The sequence below is a fragment of the Pseudalkalibacillus sp. NRS-1564 genome (assembly GCF_050467905.1).
GTDB lineage: Bacteria > Bacillota > Bacilli > Bacillales > Guptibacillaceae > Guptibacillus > Guptibacillus hwajinpoensis_B.
The window spans coordinates 25811-45479 of record NZ_JBITPM010000021.1; the positions used below are offsets into that span (position 1 = coordinate 25811).

Sequence of the window (19669 nt, forward strand, 5' to 3'; positions counted from 1 at the left end):
AATTATCTTTGTATACTTACTCCTTGCTCTTAATTCCAGTTAAGAGCCGTTAGACCAAAAGGAGGTGAACGGAATGCGTAACTACGAAATTATGTACATTATCCGTCCAAACATTGAAGAGGATGCACAGAAAGCTCTTGTTGAGCGTTTCAACGGTATCCTTACAGACAATGGTGCGGAAATTAATGAAACTAAAGAAATGGGTAAGAAGCGTCTTGCTTATGAAATCGAGAATTTCAACAGCGGGATCTACATGCTTCTTAACATTAACAGTAATACTGAAGCGATTGATGAATTCAGCCGTTTGATGAAAATCAACGACGATGTTCTTCGTTTCATGACGATCAACCTAGAAGAAGCTAAAAAGTAATTGTTTTATAAATAGGAGGGGTTCTGATGCTGAATCGCGTCGTATTAGTTGGACGTTTAACAAAAGACCCTGAATTGCGTTATACCCCTAGTGGCGTAGCGGTTGCGAACTTCACACTTGCTGTGAATCGCCCGTTTACGAATCAGCAGGGAGACCGCGAAGCTGATTTTATCAACATTGTTGTATGGCGCAGACAGGCAGAAAATGCAGCCAATTTCTTGAAAAAAGGCAGCCTTGCTGGTGTAGATGGACGAGTTCAGACTCGCTCTTATGATAATAGCCAGGGACAGCGTGTGTTTGTGACAGAAGTGATGGCTGAAAGCGTCCAATTTCTCGAGCCTAAAGGTTCTAACCAAGGCGGTGGCGGAAGCGGTAACAGTAGTAACTACGGTGGCGGCAACCAAAACAGAGAAACCGGCGGTTACGGGAATCAGAACCAAAATCGTGATAACAACCGTGATCACTCCAATTTTGGAGATGACCCGTTTGCGAGCGATGGCAAGCCGATCGACATTTCAGATGATGACTTGCCGTTCTAATACTCTCTGTTTCGAGCGGTGAAAACAGAGATCGAATTTTAAATGCAAAGGAGGTAACTACCCATGGCAAGACCAGGTGGACGCAGAGGTCGTCGTAAAAAGGTTTGTTTCTTCACAGTAAACAAAATCACTTACATCGACTATAAAGATACAGATCTTCTTAAGCGCTTCGTATCTGAGCGTGGAAAAATTCTTCCACGTCGTGTAACAGGTACTAGCGCTAAATATCAACGTCAATTGACTCGTGCGGTTAAACGTGCTCGTCAAATGGCTTTACTACCATACGTACTTGGTGAGTAAGTTTTAAAACAGTGGGACAATGTCCCACTGTTTTTTTCTATACAAGTTTATTCTGAAATAATGTTTTTTTACATTGTTTGAGAATAAGTGGTTTATCATTTCACATTTTGAGGGAATAAGAACCTTACAAGAGATCTGTAAGGAGGAACCACAATAATGAAAAATGTGGAAACAACAACAATTAATCTGACAGAGCAGCTTAGTATGAACTCCCTTATGGCATTCGTAAAAAAAGCGAAATCGTTTAACAGTCACGTGTCACTTTATCGTAATGGTCATAGCATTAACGCAAAGAACTTAACTAGCGTTATAACGTTCAATCTTACGGTGAAAGAAAATGACTCACTTCTTCTTATTGCTGACGGTGAGGATGCTACCGAAGCATCTATGCAATTAGAAGAATGGCTTCAAAATGAAATGGATAGCGCAAAAGAAGAGACTTTATCTCTTATGTAATACATAGTAGGCTGTTTAGAAAACAGCCTTTTCTTAATGCTTACTATTCAAATTAATGAAACATTTGCTGAAACGGGCAGAAATTCTTACAATGTAGTAAGGGGATTTCGACCCGTTTTTTTGAATTATATAAAAGGTAGTTTATTTAATTCGTGTAAACACTGGTATGGTAGGGCGTGAGACTGAATGTAGATTTATTTAGTAGTCGGACCTAATCGCCCACTTCCGCTTTACTGATCTAGCTGCAGTGGGCAGTCTCTCGATCACTTCACCTTTTCCTCCGAACACAAAGACCGTGTTCAAATGAAAAGGTTCCAGTGCTTGTCGAGCCTAATCGCTCACTTCCGCTTTACTGAAAAGGAGTTAATGATGAAGAATCGTGCTGTTGTACCGTTAGTTGAAGGAGCTGCGCTTGCGGCTGTGTTTGCTGTTTTATTTTTGGTAACGATGTATGTTCCTGTTGTTGGTGTAATTACTTTATGGGCTCTTCCAGTGCCGTTTATTTTAATGGTAGTTCGGAATGGGTTGAAGAGTGGATTGGTGATGTGGGCCGTCACTATCGTTATTGGGGTATTAACAGCTGGTATACCTTCGTTTGCTTTTACCTTAGTATTTAGTCTTGGTGGTTTAACTGCTGGGTACTTATATTATCTTCGTAAATCTGCGCTTGCTGTTTTACTTGGTAGTACCATTGCTTATGTTGTTGGTTTGGTTATCATTTTCATTTCAAGTATTTTACTTATTGGTCAAAATCCAGCCGATTTATCTATGGAAATGATGAATCAATCTTTTCAACAGGCTGAGTCAATGGCGAAAGCTTTAGGGGGGAATTCGGATCAAATTGCTCAGGCTAGGGATCAAATTAGTTTGATTCGATATCTTATTCCAACTGTTCTTGTGTTAATGGGGGCGGTTATTGCGCTTATATCTCAACTTATTTCGGTGCCGATTTTAAAGAGGGTAGGGAATTTTCATCCACCAGTCTTTCCACCAATCCGAGAATGGTCATTTCCGAAGAGTTTTTTATGGTATTATTTAGTTGTTACTATTGTTATGATGGTAGGATTAGAAGAAGGATCTGCTGTATTTGTTGCATCCATTAACGTTTACTTAATACTCAACGCACTGATATTTGTTCAGGGGATTGCAGTCATTTACTTTTTTAGCCATCAAAAGGGGTGGCCCATCGTCGTGCCAATTCTGTTAACGGTTCTTGGCTTCGCACTAACATCATTTATTGTTATTATTGGAATCATTGATCTTGGTTTCGAATTGCGAAGGAGAATGAAATCATAGGTAGGAGCTGAAAGTATGCCAAAGTTTTTAACGAAACGGTGGCATGGTTATCATGTGGTAGCCTTGTTCGTCATTTCCATCCTGTTTATCGGCATCATCACCTATTACAACTGGATATTAGGGGTTGGAAGCGTAGTGGTCATGACGCTTCTTGTTTATACAGCGATTCGAGCTGAATCTTTATTTCAAGCTGCACTTAGGGATTACGTATCAACTCTGTCTCACCGCGTGAAGAAGGTGGGAGACGAGGCTCTTATGGAGATGCCTTTTGGAATATTGCTGTATGATGAGGATTATCACATCGAATGGACCAATCCATATTTGCCTATCATGATGGAGAAAGAACAGTTGATAGGACTTTCGTTGAATGATATATCAGAGCAAATTCTTCCCTTTTTGAAGTCAGAAGCGAATGAAGAAATTTTAACGATCCATGATCGTAAGTACAAAACGTATTTCAAACAAGAAGAAAGACTTCTCTATTTCTTTGATGTGAGTGAAAAAGTAGAAATACAACGTCTTTATAGCGAAGAAAAAACGGTTGTTGGGATTATTTATCTGGATAACTATGAAGAAGTAACCCAGGGACTTGGTGATCAGGTGCGTAGTAACTTAAACAGCTCTGTTACCTCGATTCTAAATAACTGGGCTGATGAGCAGGGAATTTTCTTGAAGCGAAGTTCATCTGAGAAATTCTTTGCTGTATTAAATCAAAAGATCCTTCAGGATTTGGAGAAAAATAAATTCTCTATCCTTGATGAAGTGCGTGAAGCTACTTCGAAAGAGAACATTTCCATTACATTGAGTATAGGTATTGGTAGTGGCCATAGTACACTTACGGAACTTGGTCAATTAGCTCAATCTAGTCTTGATTTAGCACTTGGACGTGGTGGTGACCAGGTGGCGATTAAGCAGACAACCGGGAAAGTGAAGTTCTATGGAGGAAAGACCAATCCAATTGAAAAGCGGACAAGGGTTCGAGCACGAGTTATTTCTCACGCTTTAAGAGAACTTGTACTGGATAGTGATCAAGTCATAATTATGGGACACAAAAATCCTGATATGGATTCTATCGGTGCATCGATAGGTATATTAAAAGTAGCACAGGCTAATGGAAAAGAAGGTTCTATCGTTTTTGATCAAAACCAACGGACAAGTGGTGTCTCAAGATTAATGGAAGAGATTGAAGGGAATGACCAACTTTGGGCTCGCTTTATTGACCCTGAAGATGCGCTTGAGAATTGTACACCGAATACGCTTCTAGTTGTCGTCGATACCCATAAACCTTCTCTTGTGATGGAAGAGCGCCTTTTACAAAAGCTTGACCATGTGGTTGTTATTGATCATCATAGACGTGGAGAAGAGTTTATTGAAGATCCAGTTCTTGTGTATATGGAGCCATATGCTTCTTCTACAGCTGAACTTGTAACGGAACTCTTTGAATACCAGCCTAAAAGGCTCAAAATGGACATTATGGAAGCAACAGCTCTTTTAGCAGGGATTATTGTGGATACAAAAAGCTTTACGCTTAGAACCGGTTCTAGAACGTTTGACGCTGCATCCTATTTAAGGGCACATGGAGCTGATACTGTTCTTGTACAGGAGTTTCTACGTGAAGACATTGCCTAGTATATTAGGAGAGCCAGAATTATCGAGAAATCGCACATCTATCGAAGCGGTATTGCGATTGCACTCGGTGAAAGAGATCAAACATATGATCAAGTATTGATTGCCCAAGCCGCAGACACGCTCTTATCAATGAGCGGCGTGATTGCTTCTTTCGTTATTTCAAAACGAACTGATGGTAAGATTAGCATTAGCGCAAGATCGCTTGGTGATGTTAATGTTCAGATTATAATGGAAGGCCTTAATGGCGGTGGGCACTTAACCAATGCTGCGACGCAAATTGATTCTGGATCAATCGAAGAAGCAGAAGAATTGCTTAAGGAAACAATTGATAACTATTTGGAAGGGAGCGAAGATGAATCATGAAAGTGATTTTCTTAGAAGACGTAAAAGGTAAAGGTAAAAAAGGCGAAGTGAAAAATGTGGCAGACGGTTATGCTCGTAACCATCTGTTGAAGAATAATCTAGCTCTAGAAGCAAATAATGCAAATATGAAAACTTTAAAAGCAAAACAGCGCAGTGATGATAAAAAGGCTCAGGAAGAGCTTGATGAGGCTAAAGCACTGAAGGAAACAATCGAAAGCCTTGAAGTTGAATTGGAAACAAAATCTGGTGAAGGCGGCCGTTTATTTGGATCCATTACAAGTAAAAATATTGCTGAAGAACTGAAAAAGCACGACATTAAAGTGGATAAACGTAAAATCGAGCTTGATGAACCAATCCGTTCACTGGGATACACGAATGTACCCATTAAATTGCACCATGATGTAACAGCAACTGTTAAAGTACATGTGGTAGAGCAATAATAGGTGATCACGGGTGGAAAATAGCGAAATGCTCAGGGGGAAAACAACATGAGTGATTTATTTGCTGATCGTACGCCACCTCAAAATATAGAAGCTGAACAAGCGGTAATCGGTGCTGTTTTCTTAGAAATTGATGCTCTGACAACAGCAACGGAAGTATTGCAGCCAGAAGACTTTTATAGAGCGGCACATCAGAAGATTTTCTCTGTCATGATTGATCTCTCCGAGAAGGGTGAGCCTGTCGATCTTGTCACGGTTACATCAGAGCTGCAGGATCTTAAAATTCTTGAAGAAATTGGTGGAGTATCTTACCTAAGTGATCTGGCTAATTCAGTTCCTACGGCTGCGAACGTTGAGTATTATTCTAAAATTGTAGAAGAGAAATCAATCTTAAGAAGACTTATTCGCGCCGCCACTGATATAGCTTCCGATGGATATGCGAAAGAAAATGAGATTGAAAACCTTCTATCAGAAGCTGAGAAATCCATTATGGAGGTTTCTCAGCGAAAGAATACAGGAGCATTTATATCTATTAAAGATGTTCTTGTAACTGCCTATGACAATATTGAAATGCTACAAAACAGTACGGAAGATATTACAGGCATTCCTACAGGGTTTTCTGAGCTTGATCGAATGACCGCAGGCTTTCAACGAAATGACTTGATTATCGTTGCAGCAAGACCTTCTGTAGGTAAGACAGCTTTTGCTCTTAACATTGCTCAAAACGTCGCTACGAAAACGGATGAAAATGTTGCGATCTTTAGTCTTGAGATGGGTGCTGAACAGCTTGTTATGCGTATGCTCTGTGCTGAAGGGAATATTGATGCACAACGTCTTCGAACAGGTGGACTGACAGGAGATGACTGGCAGAAGCTGACGATGGCTATGGGTAGTCTTTCAAATGCCGGTATTTATATTGATGATACTCCTGGTATACGAGTTGGTGATATTCGTGCTAAATGTCGACGCTTGAAGCAGGAGAAGGGCCTTGGCATGATTCTAATTGATTATATGCAGCTTATTCGTGGTAATGGATCTGGGGAGAACAGACAACAAGAAGTTTCCGAAATATCGAGGTCCTTAAAAGGCATTGCACGTGAACTAGAAGTACCTCTCATTTCACTATCACAGCTCTCTCGTGGAGTTGAGTCGAGACAGGATAAAAGACCAATGATGTCTGATATACGTGAATCTGGAAGTATTGAGCAGGATGCTGATATTGTCGCGTTCTTATACCGAGATGACTATTATGATAAGGAATCGGAAAATAAAAACATCATTGAAATTATTATTGCAAAGCAGCGAAATGGCCCAGTTGGAACAGTAGAGCTTGCTTTTGTGAAAGAATACAATAAATTCGTTAACCTAGAAAGGCGTCATGATGAAGGTGACATGCCACCAGGTGCCTAAAAAAGCCTCTTTTATGAGGCTTTTTTTATTATAGTTCACAAAAATGAGCATAATAAAGGCACTCCATTTGTCTTATTTTTATTCAAAAGAAATAACTAAATAACGAACATAATTATATTTATTTATATAATTGTTCGGGTTTGTTGACTTACAACCATCAAATTGGTACACTTACCCTGGGTTTTTTAAAAAAAGAAGTATGCTTCTTGATGAATTAATCGTAAGAAGCATCTGGAGGTGCTCAAATGCCATCAGTAGTTGTGGTAGGAACACAGTGGGGCGATGAAGGTAAAGGAAAGATTACGGATTACCTCTCGGAAAATGCAGAAGTTGTCGCTCGTTATCAGGGTGGAAACAATGCAGGACATACAATTGTATTTAATGATACGAAGTACAAACTTCACTTGATTCCATCAGGAATTTTTTATGACGATAAAATTTGTGTCATCGGAAACGGAATGGTTGTTGATCCAAAAGCTGTTCTTGAAGAACTTGACTATTTACATGAACGCAATATTAATACAGATAACCTGCGCATTAGCAATCGCGCACATGTTATTCTTCCTTATCACTTGAAGCTTGATGTCGTGGAAGAAGAGTACAAAGGCGAAAATAAAATTGGCACAACGAAAAAAGGAATTGGACCAGCATATATGGACAAAGCTGCAAGAGTGGGAATCCGTATTTGTGATCTACTTGACAGAGAAGTATTTGAAGAGAAGCTGGAGCGTAACCTAACTGATAAAAATCGTCTTCTAGAGAAAATGTATGAAGTTGAAGGCTTTAAAAAAGAAGATATTCTTGAAGAATACTACGAGTACGGCCAAAAGATTGCAAAGTATGTTGTAGATACTTCAGTAGTCCTTAATGATGCCATTGATGAAGGACGTCGTGTTCTATTTGAAGGTGCACAAGGTGTCATGCTTGATATCGATCAGGGTACATACCCATTTGTAACGTCTTCAAATCCAATTGCTGGTGGGGTTACAATTGGTTCAGGTGTAGGACCTAGTAAAATTAATCATGTTGTTGGTGTTTCGAAGGCTTATACGACACGAGTAGGTGACGGTCCGTTCCCTACTGAGCTTCATGATGAAGTAGGCGACCAAATTCGTGAAGTAGGAAATGAATATGGTACAACGACTGGCAGACCGCGCAGAGTTGGCTGGTTCGACAGTGTTGTAGTACGACATGCACGCCGCGTAAGCGGAATTACCGATCTTTCTCTAAATTCCATTGATGTACTGACTGGCATCGAAACGCTTAAAATTTGTACAGCCTATAAATACAAAGGTGAAGTTATTGAAGAGTTCCCAACAAGCCTTAAGGTTCTTGCTGAATGTGAACCTGTTTATGAAGAAATGCCTGGTTGGACAGAAGATATTACTGGTGTGAAAAACCTTGGTGATTTACCACCTAACGCACGTCACTACATTGAGCGTGTTTCACAATTGACAGGTATTCCATTATCAATCTTCTCAGTAGGTCCAGACCGTAATCAAACAAATATGATTCGTGGCGTTTTTGCTTAATTAATCGAGCTGGCAGCTGAGACTGCCAGCTTTTTTTAGAACATTAGAAGTTGGAAAATTCTGCAGAAAAACGATTTTTGTGGTAAACTTGGACTATCAAAATTGTTAAACTTTGATGAGGTGTTCGCATGAGTCGGAATAAAAGACAGGTCTTTCGTCAGCAGCTTGACGTTCCTTTTGCTGCAAGGATGAGAATTATTGAAAAGAACACACCTGTCGCTACGGATTTTAACCATAAAATTTATATTCATGATATCGGACTTGAAGGTATTGGTTTTTCTGTAGATTTCGAAGCGCCAATGCATACGAATATGGAGTTTTCGATTAAGTTAAATGATGAACCATTTCGCATTACAGGTGAAGTGGTGTGGGGGAAGCCAAACGATCCTAATGATCCAAACACAAGAGCAAGCCACTTTTTTGGTGTGAAGTTTCATCTCAAAACGGATAAGGAATCCTCTCTCATTTTTCAAGAGGTCAATCGTTTCGCTATTAAACGTCATCGTCGGAAACAAGAAATTCGTGAAATGATGAAAGAGCGATTAAATAAACAGGCAAAGGGGTAAATTAGGACAGAGTTAACTTACTCCATGGCTGTTTTTTTATTTTCTTTTCAAGATCTCTTGCTTTTTATGAAATCCAATGATATGATAAATCTTGTCGTCGTTACACGATACTTATGACGAGCCATTAGCTCAGTTGGTAGAGCATCTGACTTTTAATCAGAGGGTCGAAGGTTCGAGTCCTTCATGGCTCACCATTTTCTTTAGATGAAAATGATACATATCGTCGCGGGGTGGAGCAACGAGCGTTACTTCATTGAATCAACATCGAGTTGTTTCGACGGATACGCATCGGAGCATAATCTTGCAGAGGACGAAACAGTGCACAGCATAAAGAAGCAAGTGCAGCAATCTTTCATTCATATCGTCGCGGGGTGGAGCAGTTCGGTAGCTCGTTGGGCTCATAACCCAAAGGTCGCAGGTTCAAATCCTGCCCCCGCAACCAAAAATTTAACTGCGTCGATTAATCTTCCTTGTTAAATTTTTATCGGAGTCCCTTCAGGGGCAACCTAAACACATAACTTGGTATGATTTCTCTCAAACGTAAGTGAACAATATTAGAATGGTCTCGTGGTGTAGCGGTTAACATGCCTGCCTGTCACGCAGGAGATCGCGGGTTCGATTCCCGTCGAGACCGCCATTTAATCTATTAAATGGAATTAGTAATATGGCTCTGTAGCTCAGTCGGTAGAGCAACGAGCAAAGCTTCATCGAATTTCCGACGAGTTGTCCCGACACAGCTAGCTTCAAAGCAAGGCTTGTAGAGGAAGGGACAGAGTTTTACACAGCATAAGCTGATGGACAGTATATCTTATATGGCTCTGTAGCTCAGTCGGTAGAGCAGTGGACTGAAAATCCACGTGTCGGCGGTTCGATTCCGTCCGGAGCCACCATTATTTTTCAATTAACAACGTACATATATCGCATATCTCTCATTGAGAGGTATGCGTTTTTTGTTGTAGATTTTTTAAAGCGAACTATTTCCTGCAGTCGTGATCCTTATTCAAAGTGTAAGGTAATCGATGAAGAACCTTCCAGTTTTCTGGTATGAGTTGCCACGATCGTGACGAAACGACTACATTTTTATTACAAGTTGAGTATTTGTACCCATGTGACTTCCTGTATGTGATAAAGTGCGAAACGTGAGCAAAAAAGATAGTTTTAGCTTTAGCGGGAGGAAGTCACATGAAAAAAATAAATGTACGTCGTTTTATACAACTTTCGGTCATTGTAACGAGTGTTAGTACACTTTTTTGGATAGAACCAGTTGGTGCATCAGTTTATAATCTCATGAAGCCTGTTTATCACGTTTATATAGATGGAGAAAACGTAGGCACTGTGGATAGTCGAGCGGTGTTGAACGAAAATATAAAGGAATTAAAAAAAGAACAAGAAGCAAATGGTGTGAAGTTATCAGTTGAGAATGACGTGGAGGTTGTGACGGAACGCTTATTTAAACCTTCAGTTGACAATAAGGAAGCACTCGAGCAATTAGATGAAGAAATTACGTTTACTGGTGAAGGGTATACCCTATCGTTTGATGGAGAGCAGGTAGGGAGCTTCGTGAGTGAGGAACAAGCAAAAGATGCTCTATGGGAGTACGCTAAGTCCTTACTTACTGATGATAAAGTGAAGCAAATTGAGAGAACAAGTCTGAATGTATTCGAATCAGGTGATAAGCCTCATCCGATCGATGCTGTTGAGCTCTCACAACCGTTTACAGTTGAAAAGAATGAAGTGAACCCAGAGGATATTTTAACGGAGGAGGAAGGAGTGTCCCTCCTTAAATCAGGTTTTGAAGAAGAGGTACCATATAAAGTTACAGAAAACCAATCTCTTAAACAAGTAGCTAAAAAGTTTAACATGGATGTTAAAGAATTAATGGAAAAAAATAACCTTTCTAGTGAGGATGAGATACAAAAGGGTGATCAATTAAACGTTCTTGAGAAGAATAAATTTGTAAACGTGATGGAAACGGTAGAAATTGAAAAAACAAAAGAAATTCCATATCAAGTTACTAAGAAGAAAAGTGATTCTCTCTTAAAGGGTGAGAAGAAAGTAGCGCAAGATGGAGAAAAGGGTAAGAAGACTGTTACTTATAAAGTAAAACGCGAAAATGGAAAAGCCGTTGAAAAGAAAGTTGTGAAAGAAGACGTTTCTAAGGAACCTGTAGATGAGGTAATTAAAATTGGAACAAAGGTAATTCCCTCAAAAGGAACTGGTTCATTTGCATGGCCTGCTGTAGGAGGAACAATTACAAGTAAGCAGGGCGATCGCTGGGGATCTTACCATAAAGGAATCGATATTGCGGGGGTATCAGATAAAACAATCCGTACAGTGGATAATGGAAAGGTTACAGCTGCAGGTAAGCGAAGTGGTTATGGGAACCAGGTTACTGTTAATCACAATAACGGTTTAAAAACAACTTATTCTCACCTGGCGTCCATTTCTGTCTCAGTTGGCGATACGGTTCAAAAGGGTAACAAAATTGGAGTTATGGGTAATACAGGAGATTCAACAGGTATTCATCTTCATTTTGAAGTATATAAGAACGGTGATCTTGAAAATCCAATGAATTACGTGAAAAAATAACCTTCAGTGAAAACTGAAGGTTTCTTTTATGGCTTCCTGGCGAAAGATGTGTTTGAAGGGCGAATGCATTAGTAGGACTTCATAAGCCATTAGGTAACGATGTTATAAGACGAAAGAGAAAGGACGTAGCGTTTCTCTTATAGAAGTTAAGGGAAGAGCGGTAGGGAATCGTAATAAAACCTACATAATATGATAAAATAGACAAAAGTATGCATGTTTCATATCAACGGTAAATTGATATTGTCATATCAAAGAAGGAGCGTTCATAATGGACAAGAAAATTCTTGTTGTAGACGATGAAAAACCAATTGCGGATATTCTGCAATTTAATCTTGAGAAGGAAGGCTTTACGGTAGTTTGTGCTTACGATGGAGACGAGGCTATTGCTAAAGTTGAGGAAGAGAATCCAGATATGATTCTTCTTGATATCATGTTACCTCAACGTGACGGAATGGAAGTTTGTCGTGAAGTTCGTAAAAAATATGAAATGCCAATTATTATGCTAACGGCAAAGGATTCTGAAATTGATAAGGTGCTAGGTCTTGAGCTTGGTGCTGATGATTATGTGACAAAGCCTTTCAGTACACGTGAGCTTATTGCGCGTGTAAAAGCCAATTTGCGCCGTCGTCAGCAGGAGCCTGAGAAAGAATCTTCACCGAACTCGCTTATTAAAGTGGGTGCGCTAACGATTCATCCAGATGCTTATCTTGTTACGAAGCGTGAAGAATCAATTGAGTTAACACATAGAGAGTTTGAATTGCTACATTATTTATCAAAACATATAGGTCAAGTTATGACACGAGAGCATTTGTTACAAACTGTTTGGGGATATGATTATTTTGGCGATGTTAGAACAGTAGATGTAACAGTACGTCGATTACGCGAGAAAGTCGAAGATAATCCAAGCCATCCGACGTGGATTATTACAAGACGTGGCGTTGGCTACTATATGCGTGAACCGGAACAGGAGCAGTAAACTTTAGATGGGAAAGGTCGGTTTTTTTAAATCCATTCATTTTAAGTTTGCGATTGTTTATGTCCTTCTTATTCTTGTTGCAATCCAGTTTATCTCTGTTTATTTTAACGACAAGTTAGAAGAGCAGTTTCAGAGTAACTACGCTAGTTCCATTCGTGATCGTGCTGAGCTTCTAGCTGATAATGTCTCTGATCAGGTGAACAGTAAGAGCGATGAAGAAGATGATACGATTAATAACTTGATTAGAAATTTTAGCCAAAATGAAATTCGTCAAATTCTAGTAGTTGATTCATTAGGTCAAGTAGTCGGTACGCTTAATGATGATGGTCTAGAAGGAACACGTGCAACGAATGATTTCGTGGATAGTGCATTAAATGGTGTAGCTGAACAAGAAATTCTTCTTGATAGTGAAGGAGAGCGGTTTTTAGCTTATGGCTATCCTATTAAAGGTGAAACGAACACCACTGTTGGAGCGGTTTACATTCAGGCAAATATGAATCAGGTATTTGAACAAGCAGATGAAGTGAATAGTTTATTGGCTCAATCTGCCTTGATTGCCCTGGTACTGACAGGGCTACTTGGTATTATTATCTCTCGTACGATAACAAGGCCAATTTCGGATATGCGAAAACAAGCACTTGTGATGGCCCGAGGCGACTTCACTCGAAAAGTGAAGGTGTATGGAGAAGATGAGATTGGACAGCTTGCGCTTGCCTTTAATGATTTAACAAGAAGGCTTCAAGAAGCTAATGCCATTACAGAAGGTGAGCGACGTAAGCTTACTTCTGTGCTTGCTTATATGACAGATGGTGTTATTGCTACAGACCGAGAAGGTATGATCATTCTAATGAACGATCGTGCTGAGGAAATGATGAACGTTTCACGTGAAACGGTTCTTGGAACATCACTAAACAAAATTCTTCAGTTCGCTGAAGAGAAGACGTGGGATGATGTTTACAATGGTCCTGACTCAATGATTCTAGATTTAAGTGATGATCAACAAACGTTTATTATTCGAGTTAACTTTTCCATTATCCATAAAGAAGACGGTCCAATTAATGGATTGATTGCTGTCCTTCATGATATCACCGAGCAAGAACAGCTTGAACAGGAGCGACGTGAATTTGTAGTGAATGTATCACATGAGTTACGTACGCCTCTTACAACGATGAGAAGTTACCTTGAGGCGCTTCAGGAGGGAGCCTTGCAGGATCCTGAAATTGCTCCGCGCTTCTTAAGCGTCACGCAAAATGAAACAGAGCGTATGATTAGGTTAGTTAATGATCTATTACAGCTTTCTAAAATGGATAAGAAAGAGTATCATCTTGAGTTTACGGAAGTCGATTTCGTTGAGATGTTTGATCATGTGCTTGATCGTTTTGAGATGTCGAAGCGAGAGAATATTGAAATTGTAAGGCAACTTCCGCGGTTAGCGATTTACACCAAAGTGGATAAGGATAAAATGACACAGGTGCTTGATAACATTATTTCTAATGCAATTAAGTACTCCCCGGATGGAGGTACCATCACAGCAAGATGCTGGACGATTGGGAAGAAGATCCGAATCAGCATTAGTGATGAAGGTGTTGGCATACCCAAAAATAATCTTTCGAAGATCTTTGATCGGTTCTATCGTGTAGATAAAGCTCGCTCACGGCAGCTTGGAGGAACTGGACTTGGTTTGGCTATTGCCAAGGAAATGATCCATGCCCATCATGGGGATATCTGGGCAGAGAGTAAGTGGGGACATGGAACAACGATCTACTTTACTCTCTCTTATAAGCGAATAAGGGAGGTCGAAGACAAGTGAGAATGACGAAGAAACAATTTGAGAACTTTAAAACCGTTTTACTAAATGTTCTCGTTTTAACTAGCTTGTTTCTAACGTGGCAGATTTGGACATTCGAACCTGAGTACGAAAAGGAAGCTGCTCCTACAGAACCAAGTCCTGTTGGTATTAAGGAAGTAAGTATCAATGAAGTTGTAAAACCAAATCAGCTCGTTTATCACATTGATAATCAACATTTTACTTCCTTTTATTCCAATACCATTGATTCTTTTTACAATGAATTTATCTCCGGAATGAAAATCAAGTCCTTTACGATGGAGAATGATATGAAAAGTATACGGGAGACCGGCAATAGCGTAGAGCTTATTTTTCCAACATTGCTTTCAAATGACGTTTTGAAGAAACTAGTGAGCATTTCGAAAGACGATATTCCTTTGTCGACATTCGATCGCATTATCATTCCGTCTATTGCATCAGGTAAAAACAATGAAATCATTTTCCTCAATACATCCAATGGTGATGGAATGCGAGCTACGGTTGAAGCTTCGAATGATATAAAAGAATGGTATTCAAACGTCTTCTCTTCTTTTGAGGTTAATAGTAGTGAAGCTGAAGAAAATAAGATCTTTCGTGCCAAACCGTTTCAAGTTTCTGACGAGCTACCAATTTTTTATATTCCGATACAAGGGCCTTCTTTAGCGACGTTCGGAGGAAGTTCCGATGAGCTAGCAAATGAAGAAGATTTTAAAGAAGCGCTTTTTCCTGAACAAGATCGTGTTGAGAAGAACTCATTCAACAATATTTCTGATCTTTATACAGACGGTAGCCGAGACTTAACATTTAGTCATGAAAATGAATTTATGGTGTTTAAGAATCCCCCTTCTACAACAAGTCGGTATGTATCGAATGAATCTCCTATTCTGGATGCCTATGGATTTATCAATAAGCATTTTGGTTTTCGTATCACCGATTACGATGATGATGAATATGTGCTGAACGAATGGATCAGATCTTCTGATAACAATACAGATCAAATTACCTTCCGACTATATACGGGAGGGTATCCAGTTTATAGCTCTTCGACAGAAGATCTTGATGAGATTGATGTAACTCTTGAAAATGATGATGTTAGCACGTACAAGCGAATGTTGAAGGTTATTCAATACGCTAGAGAAATTGGAGATCGTAAGCTACCGAGTTATGAAGAAGTCCTTTCTCTACTAGACGAGGGAAGTTTTAAGAAAACCGAAATACAAAACATAACAATGGGTTTCACAATTGATCGGTCAGCAGAACAAAATTATGAGTTTACACTTATTCCCCAATGGTATGTGAAGTTGAACAATTCCTGGACACCGCTACAATCCATTAGCAATGAACAGGGAGGGGAATCAGTTGGATTGGAATAGAACGAAAACGATATTAATATTAACGTTTCTTGTGTTTAATATCTTTCTAGCTAGTGATTTATTTAAGAAGCAAACCGAATTAAGTGATCTCGAGCAGTATGAGCAGGTTACGATTGAAGATCAATTAAAGAATTTAAACGTCACATATGAGAAAAACCTTCCTGTTCAAACGGAGAAGATGTCATTCATTAGTGGAGACGTTCATGAATTTACAGAGCAAGAAGAGAAAACGTTAGAAGAGGGAACAAGTCAGGACATTACGCTTGATGGACGAAAGTTAATCTCCACTCTTAAGAAGCCGTTCCCGATAAGCGATCCGGACGAGCCTTCTGCCTTTTCAATATTTCTAGAGACGTATGTGTATGAAGGTGGGAAGTATCAGTTTTACGCCCGTGATGAGAATAATCCAAACATTATTTATTTCGCGGAAACCTTTGAAGATCGTCCTATTTATAGCCAGGATTCAGGTATGCTAATTGTTACGCTTGAAGATGACAAGGTTGTCTCTTATACGCAAACATACTCGAACTTAAAGAAAATCGGCAAAGAACGTAAAATCGATCCAGCTTCTGAAACGATTGGGCTTCTTGTGAATCAGCAGGATATTTCTTTAAATGACAAAGTAGAAGACATGTCAATTGGGTATTACACAACGGTTACGAACGAGGATGACCGCGATACATTTGTTTTCGTTCCAACGTGGCATGTTGTCGTTAAGAACGAAAACAAGGATAAACCAATTCAGAACTATTATGTCAATGCGATTGAGAAAACAGTCTTTAGTGATCCTAAAGAGGTCGAAACCAATGAGCAAGAGGATGAGAAGGATTCAGATGACAGTGAGAAACCGGATCCTTCTAAGCCTAAAACGGTAACAAGCGATAAGTAGGAGAGGAATGGAATATGTCTCTTGAATTTAGTGTGCTTGCAAGCGGAAGCACTGGTAACGCCATTTATGTTGGTACAGAGAAGCATAAGCTTCTTGTAGATGCTGGATTAAGTGGAAAAAAACTTGAGGAACTGTTCGCAAAAGCCCATCTCGATCCAAAGGATCTAGATGGGTTGCTTGTGACTCATGAACATAGCGATCATATTAAAGGTCTTGGCATATTTGCAAGAAGGTATAAGCTGCCTATATATGCAAATGCAAAAACGTGGGAAGCGATGTCAGGTCTAATTGGTGCAATACCAGTAGAACAAAAGTTTCAGTTTGATATGGATACTGTGAAAACTTTTGACGATCTTGATGTCGAATCCTTTGGTGTCTCCCATGATGCAGCAGAGCCGATGTTTTATGCCTTTCATCACGAAGGTAAGAAACTTAGTATCGCGACAGACCTTGGATATGTGAGTGATCGAATCAAAGGAACAATTCGCAATTCAGATATGCTTGTATTTGAGTCAAATCATGACATCAATATGCTTATGATGGGGCGCTATCCATGGAATGTGAAAAGACGAATTTTAGGTGACATGGGTCACGTTTCGAATGAAGATGCGGGAGCTGCCCTATCAGATATAATTGGTGATCAAACAAAGCGTATTTATTTAGCCCATTTAAGTAAAGATAATAACATGAAAGACCTGGCAAGACTTTCTGTCCAGCAAACCCTTCAACAAAATGGCTTTGCAGTTGGGGAGCAGATTGATCTATATGATACAGATCCTGCTGCGCCAACACTTGTTACGAAGTTATAACGACAAGCTTGAGTGAGGGCAAGTAAGATAGATTAGTCTTGATTCTGGTGTCTCCTTTTTTAACTGAAAGGAATGGTGAAGAATTTGGGCTATTATGATGGTGATGAAAACAATCGACCGATGCGACAGAAAGGTAATCGCGGCGGAGCATTTATGGCTGGACTGATTGGTGCCATTCTTGGCGCATTACTTATTCTCTTTACTGTGCCTGCTCTCTCGGATGTAGGCGTGCTGCCTGATATTCAACCACCGCAAGATGAAGAAGCGGAAGTGAAGTCGGAACAGCGAGCGATTACTAAAGATATTAGTATTGATGTAACAAATGACATTACGTCAGCTGTTGCGAATGTAAGCGAAGCGGTTGTCGGAGTGATTAATTTACAAAAAACAGATTTCTGGGCAGAGGATTACGGAGAAGCTGGAGCGGGATCAGGCGTTATTTATAAAAAAAGAAGGCGGAGAGGCATTTGTTGTTACTAACAATCACGTGGTTGAAGGTGCGGGGCAGCTTGAGGTGAGCTTAAACGCCGAAAAGCGCGTTTCTGCAGATCTTGTAGGCACTGACCCTCTAATGGACCTTGCCGTCCTTAAAATCCCTTCTGAGGCCGTTACAATGGTTGCTGAATTTGGTGACTCGGATACACTCAAGCCGGGTGAACCAGCTATAGCCATCGGTAATCCATTAGGCTTTCTTGAAGGGACCGTCACACAAGGTATTATTAGCAACCCTGAGCGTTCATTTCCAGTAGATACCGATCAGAATGGGACAATTGATTGGAATGCTGATGTAATTCAAACAGACGCTTCTATTAACCCAGGTAACAGTGGAGGAGCGTTAATTAACATCTCAGGTCAATTAGTAGGGATTAATTCAATGAAGATCGCTCAATCAAGCGTAGAGGGAATTGGCTTCTCGATTCCAATCAATATCGCTGAGCCTATCATTAATGATCTAGAGTCGTATGGAGAAGTCAGAAGGCCTCAAATAGGAATAGGAACAAAATCACTCTCGGAGATTCCTACCTATCACTGGAGTGAATCACTAAAGTTGCCAGATAAAGTCGATTATGGAGTCGTAGTTATGAGTGTTTTTCCTACTTCTTCAGGTGATATTGCGGGTTTAAAAGAGCTTGACGTTATAACAGCAATGGATGGAGAAAAAATTAAGAATTCAATCGACCTTCGTAAATTTCTTTATACAAAAAAAAGAAATTGGAGATCGAGTGAAATTAACAGTCTATCGTGAAGGCACGAAACAAGAAGTAGAAGTGACACTTGCCGAGCAGCAAAGCTCTTAAATAGCGCAGGAGGGGAAACTCTCCTGTTTCTTTTTGGAGAAACCTATGCACAGTGGATAAGTGAAATGAAGGAGAGGTAGAATGAAAATATATAGTTGTAAAGACCATGTTGAATTGGCTCTTGATGTAATTGTTGATGAAACAGAAAGTTTCCCTGTATTAGAAGAGCTTGAGAAAGAATCAAATGAGTTGTCCACAACATGTGAGTATTGCAAAAACAGCGCAACATATATGGTATCGAACTAATATTCGGTCACGACATGTGGATGGAAAATGTGTATATGTGGATAATTTCTGTGGATAACTTGTTTATCTGCTGTGGATTTAAGATAAAAGGATAGGTGTGGATAACTTTTGAACATAAGTATTGTTACTGTGGGGAAACTGAAAGAAAAATATTTAAAGCAAGGGATTGCGGAATATACGAAACGCCTCGGTCCTTTCGCAAAAGTAGAAGTGATCGAGGTCTCAGATGAAAAAGCTCCAGAGAACCTAAGTGACACCGAAATGCTTCAGGTGAAAAAAAGGCGGAAGGTGATCGCATTATGAGCAAAATTTCACCTGATGCTCACGTAATTGCCTTAGCTATTGAAGGAAAAATGAAAACTTCTGAACAGTTAGCACGTGACCTTGACCAGCTCGCAACATATGGAAAGAGTAAGGTAGCTTTTGTTATTGGAGGCTCACTTGGTTTAAGTGATGATGTTCTCAAGAGAGCAAATGACACGCTTTCCTTCTCAAAGATGACTTTTCCTCATCAGCTAATGAGGCTTATTCTAGTTGAGCAGGTTTATCGTGCGTTTAAGATTAATAGAGGCGAACTGTATCATAAGTAAATGTGGATATAAAAGAATAGAGTCAAAATCTCAAGTTTTTCCGGAGAAAACTTATTACTTTGTTCTCATTGTATTCAGTACAGTAGGAGCTAAACTTGGCTAGACCAAACACTGGGGTCATCATGTCTCTTTTAATCTCATATAGAAGCAAATAGAGGCTGGGACAAAACCCG

16 protein-coding genes, 4 tRNA genes and 3 pseudogenes are annotated in these 19669 nt (G+C 39.7%); all 23 read left to right on the plus strand.

Annotated features, from left to right (window positions below):
• The first annotated feature begins 73 nt into the window (after positions 1-73).
• The 23 genes and pseudogenes from rpsF to rlmH all read left to right on the plus strand — a co-directional run bounded on the left by rpsF (position 74) and on the right by rlmH (position 19496).
• Positions 74-370, plus strand: a complete 297-nt coding sequence (rpsF, locus tag ACIFPW_RS11770; protein WP_048311133.1) for a 30S ribosomal protein S6 — start codon at positions 74-76, stop codon at positions 368-370.
• Between the two features lie 26 nt (positions 371-396).
• A complete protein-coding gene (gene ssb / locus ACIFPW_RS11775) occupies positions 397-909 on the plus strand; it encodes a single-stranded DNA-binding protein (RefSeq protein WP_098445609.1) in 513 nt (170 codons plus the stop codon).
• Positions 910-972: 63 nt separating this feature from the next.
• Entirely contained in the window at positions 973-1209 is a 237-nt protein-coding gene (gene rpsR / locus ACIFPW_RS11780) for a 30S ribosomal protein S18 (RefSeq protein WP_048311135.1), read from the plus strand.
• Positions 1210-1365: 156 nt separating this feature from the next.
• Positions 1366-1665 (plus strand): HPr family phosphocarrier protein, encoded by a 300-nt coding sequence (locus ACIFPW_RS11785; protein WP_194218160.1) that lies wholly within the window; start codon positions 1366-1368, stop codon positions 1663-1665.
• 369 nt (positions 1666-2034) lie between these two features.
• A complete protein-coding gene (locus ACIFPW_RS11790; protein ID WP_430244399.1) occupies positions 2035-2961 on the plus strand; it encodes a YybS family protein in 927 nt (308 codons plus the stop codon).
• A 15-nt stretch (positions 2962-2976) separates the two neighbouring features.
• A pseudogene (locus tag ACIFPW_RS11795) lies at positions 2977-4953 on the plus strand (DHH family phosphoesterase).
• Positions 4950-5393 carry a 50S ribosomal protein L9 gene (gene rplI, locus ACIFPW_RS11800; protein ID WP_194218163.1) on the plus strand — a complete coding sequence of 148 codons (444 nt, stop codon included), beginning with the start codon at positions 4950-4952 and terminating at the stop codon, positions 5391-5393. Before ACIFPW_RS11795 ends, rplI begins: the two are co-directional and overlap by 4 nt.
• 48 nt (positions 5394-5441) lie before the next feature.
• Positions 5442-6803, plus strand: a complete 1362-nt coding sequence (dnaB, locus tag ACIFPW_RS11805; protein ID WP_194218164.1) for a replicative DNA helicase — start codon at positions 5442-5444, stop codon at positions 6801-6803.
• A 245-nt stretch (positions 6804-7048) separates the two neighbouring features.
• Positions 7049-8335, plus strand: coding sequence for an adenylosuccinate synthase (locus ACIFPW_RS11810; RefSeq protein WP_430244402.1), 1287 nt, complete (start codon positions 7049-7051; stop codon positions 8333-8335).
• A gap of 128 nt (positions 8336-8463) precedes the next feature.
• Entirely contained in the window at positions 8464-8901 is a 438-nt protein-coding gene (locus ACIFPW_RS11815) for a PilZ domain-containing protein (RefSeq protein ID WP_194218166.1), read from the plus strand.
• 118 nt (positions 8902-9019) lie between these two features.
• Positions 9020-9095 (plus strand) — tRNA-Lys (locus ACIFPW_RS11820).
• 171 nt (positions 9096-9266) lie between these two features.
• Positions 9267-9343 (plus strand) — tRNA-Met (locus ACIFPW_RS11825).
• Between the two features lie 119 nt (positions 9344-9462).
• A tRNA-Asp gene (locus ACIFPW_RS11830) sits at positions 9463-9538 on the plus strand.
• A gap of 177 nt (positions 9539-9715) precedes the next feature.
• A tRNA-Phe gene (locus tag ACIFPW_RS11835) sits at positions 9716-9791 on the plus strand.
• A gap of 292 nt (positions 9792-10083) precedes the next feature.
• Positions 10084-11490, plus strand: coding sequence for a peptidoglycan DD-metalloendopeptidase family protein (locus ACIFPW_RS11840; RefSeq protein WP_430244404.1), 1407 nt, complete (start codon positions 10084-10086; stop codon positions 11488-11490).
• A gap of 268 nt (positions 11491-11758) precedes the next feature.
• On the plus strand, positions 11759-12466 hold the full coding sequence (gene yycF, locus ACIFPW_RS11845) for a response regulator YycF (protein ID WP_098445599.1): 708 nt from the start codon (positions 11759-11761) through the stop codon (positions 12464-12466).
• A 7-nt stretch (positions 12467-12473) separates the two neighbouring features.
• The gene (walK, locus tag ACIFPW_RS11850) at positions 12474-14276 is read left to right on the plus strand and encodes a cell wall metabolism sensor histidine kinase WalK (RefSeq protein WP_430244406.1); all 1803 of its coding nucleotides are present in this window, start codon (positions 12474-12476) and stop codon (positions 14274-14276) included.
• A 2-nt stretch (positions 14277-14278) separates the two neighbouring features.
• On the plus strand, positions 14279-15664 hold the full coding sequence (locus ACIFPW_RS11855; protein WP_430244415.1) for a YycH family regulatory protein: 1386 nt from the start codon (positions 14279-14281) through the stop codon (positions 15662-15664).
• Complete coding sequence (locus tag ACIFPW_RS11860) at positions 15651-16553, plus strand: two-component system regulatory protein YycI (RefSeq protein ID WP_430244408.1); 903 nt, start codon at positions 15651-15653, stop codon at positions 16551-16553. Before ACIFPW_RS11855 ends, ACIFPW_RS11860 begins: the two co-directional genes overlap by 14 nt.
• A gap of 14 nt (positions 16554-16567) precedes the next feature.
• Positions 16568-17362 carry an MBL fold metallo-hydrolase gene (locus ACIFPW_RS11865; RefSeq protein ID WP_430244411.1) on the plus strand — a complete coding sequence of 265 codons (795 nt, stop codon included), beginning with the start codon at positions 16568-16570 and terminating at the stop codon, positions 17360-17362.
• An 84-nt stretch (positions 17363-17446) separates the two neighbouring features.
• Positions 17447-18660, plus strand: a pseudogene (locus tag ACIFPW_RS11870) (S1C family serine protease).
• Positions 18661-18741: 81 nt separating this feature from the next.
• Positions 18742-18906, plus strand: a complete 165-nt coding sequence (locus ACIFPW_RS11875; protein ID WP_430244413.1) for a CxxH/CxxC protein — start codon at positions 18742-18744, stop codon at positions 18904-18906.
• A gap of 108 nt (positions 18907-19014) precedes the next feature.
• Positions 19015-19496, plus strand: a pseudogene (gene rlmH / locus ACIFPW_RS11880) (23S rRNA (pseudouridine(1915)-N(3))-methyltransferase RlmH).
• Positions 19497-19669: the final 173 nt, after the last annotated feature.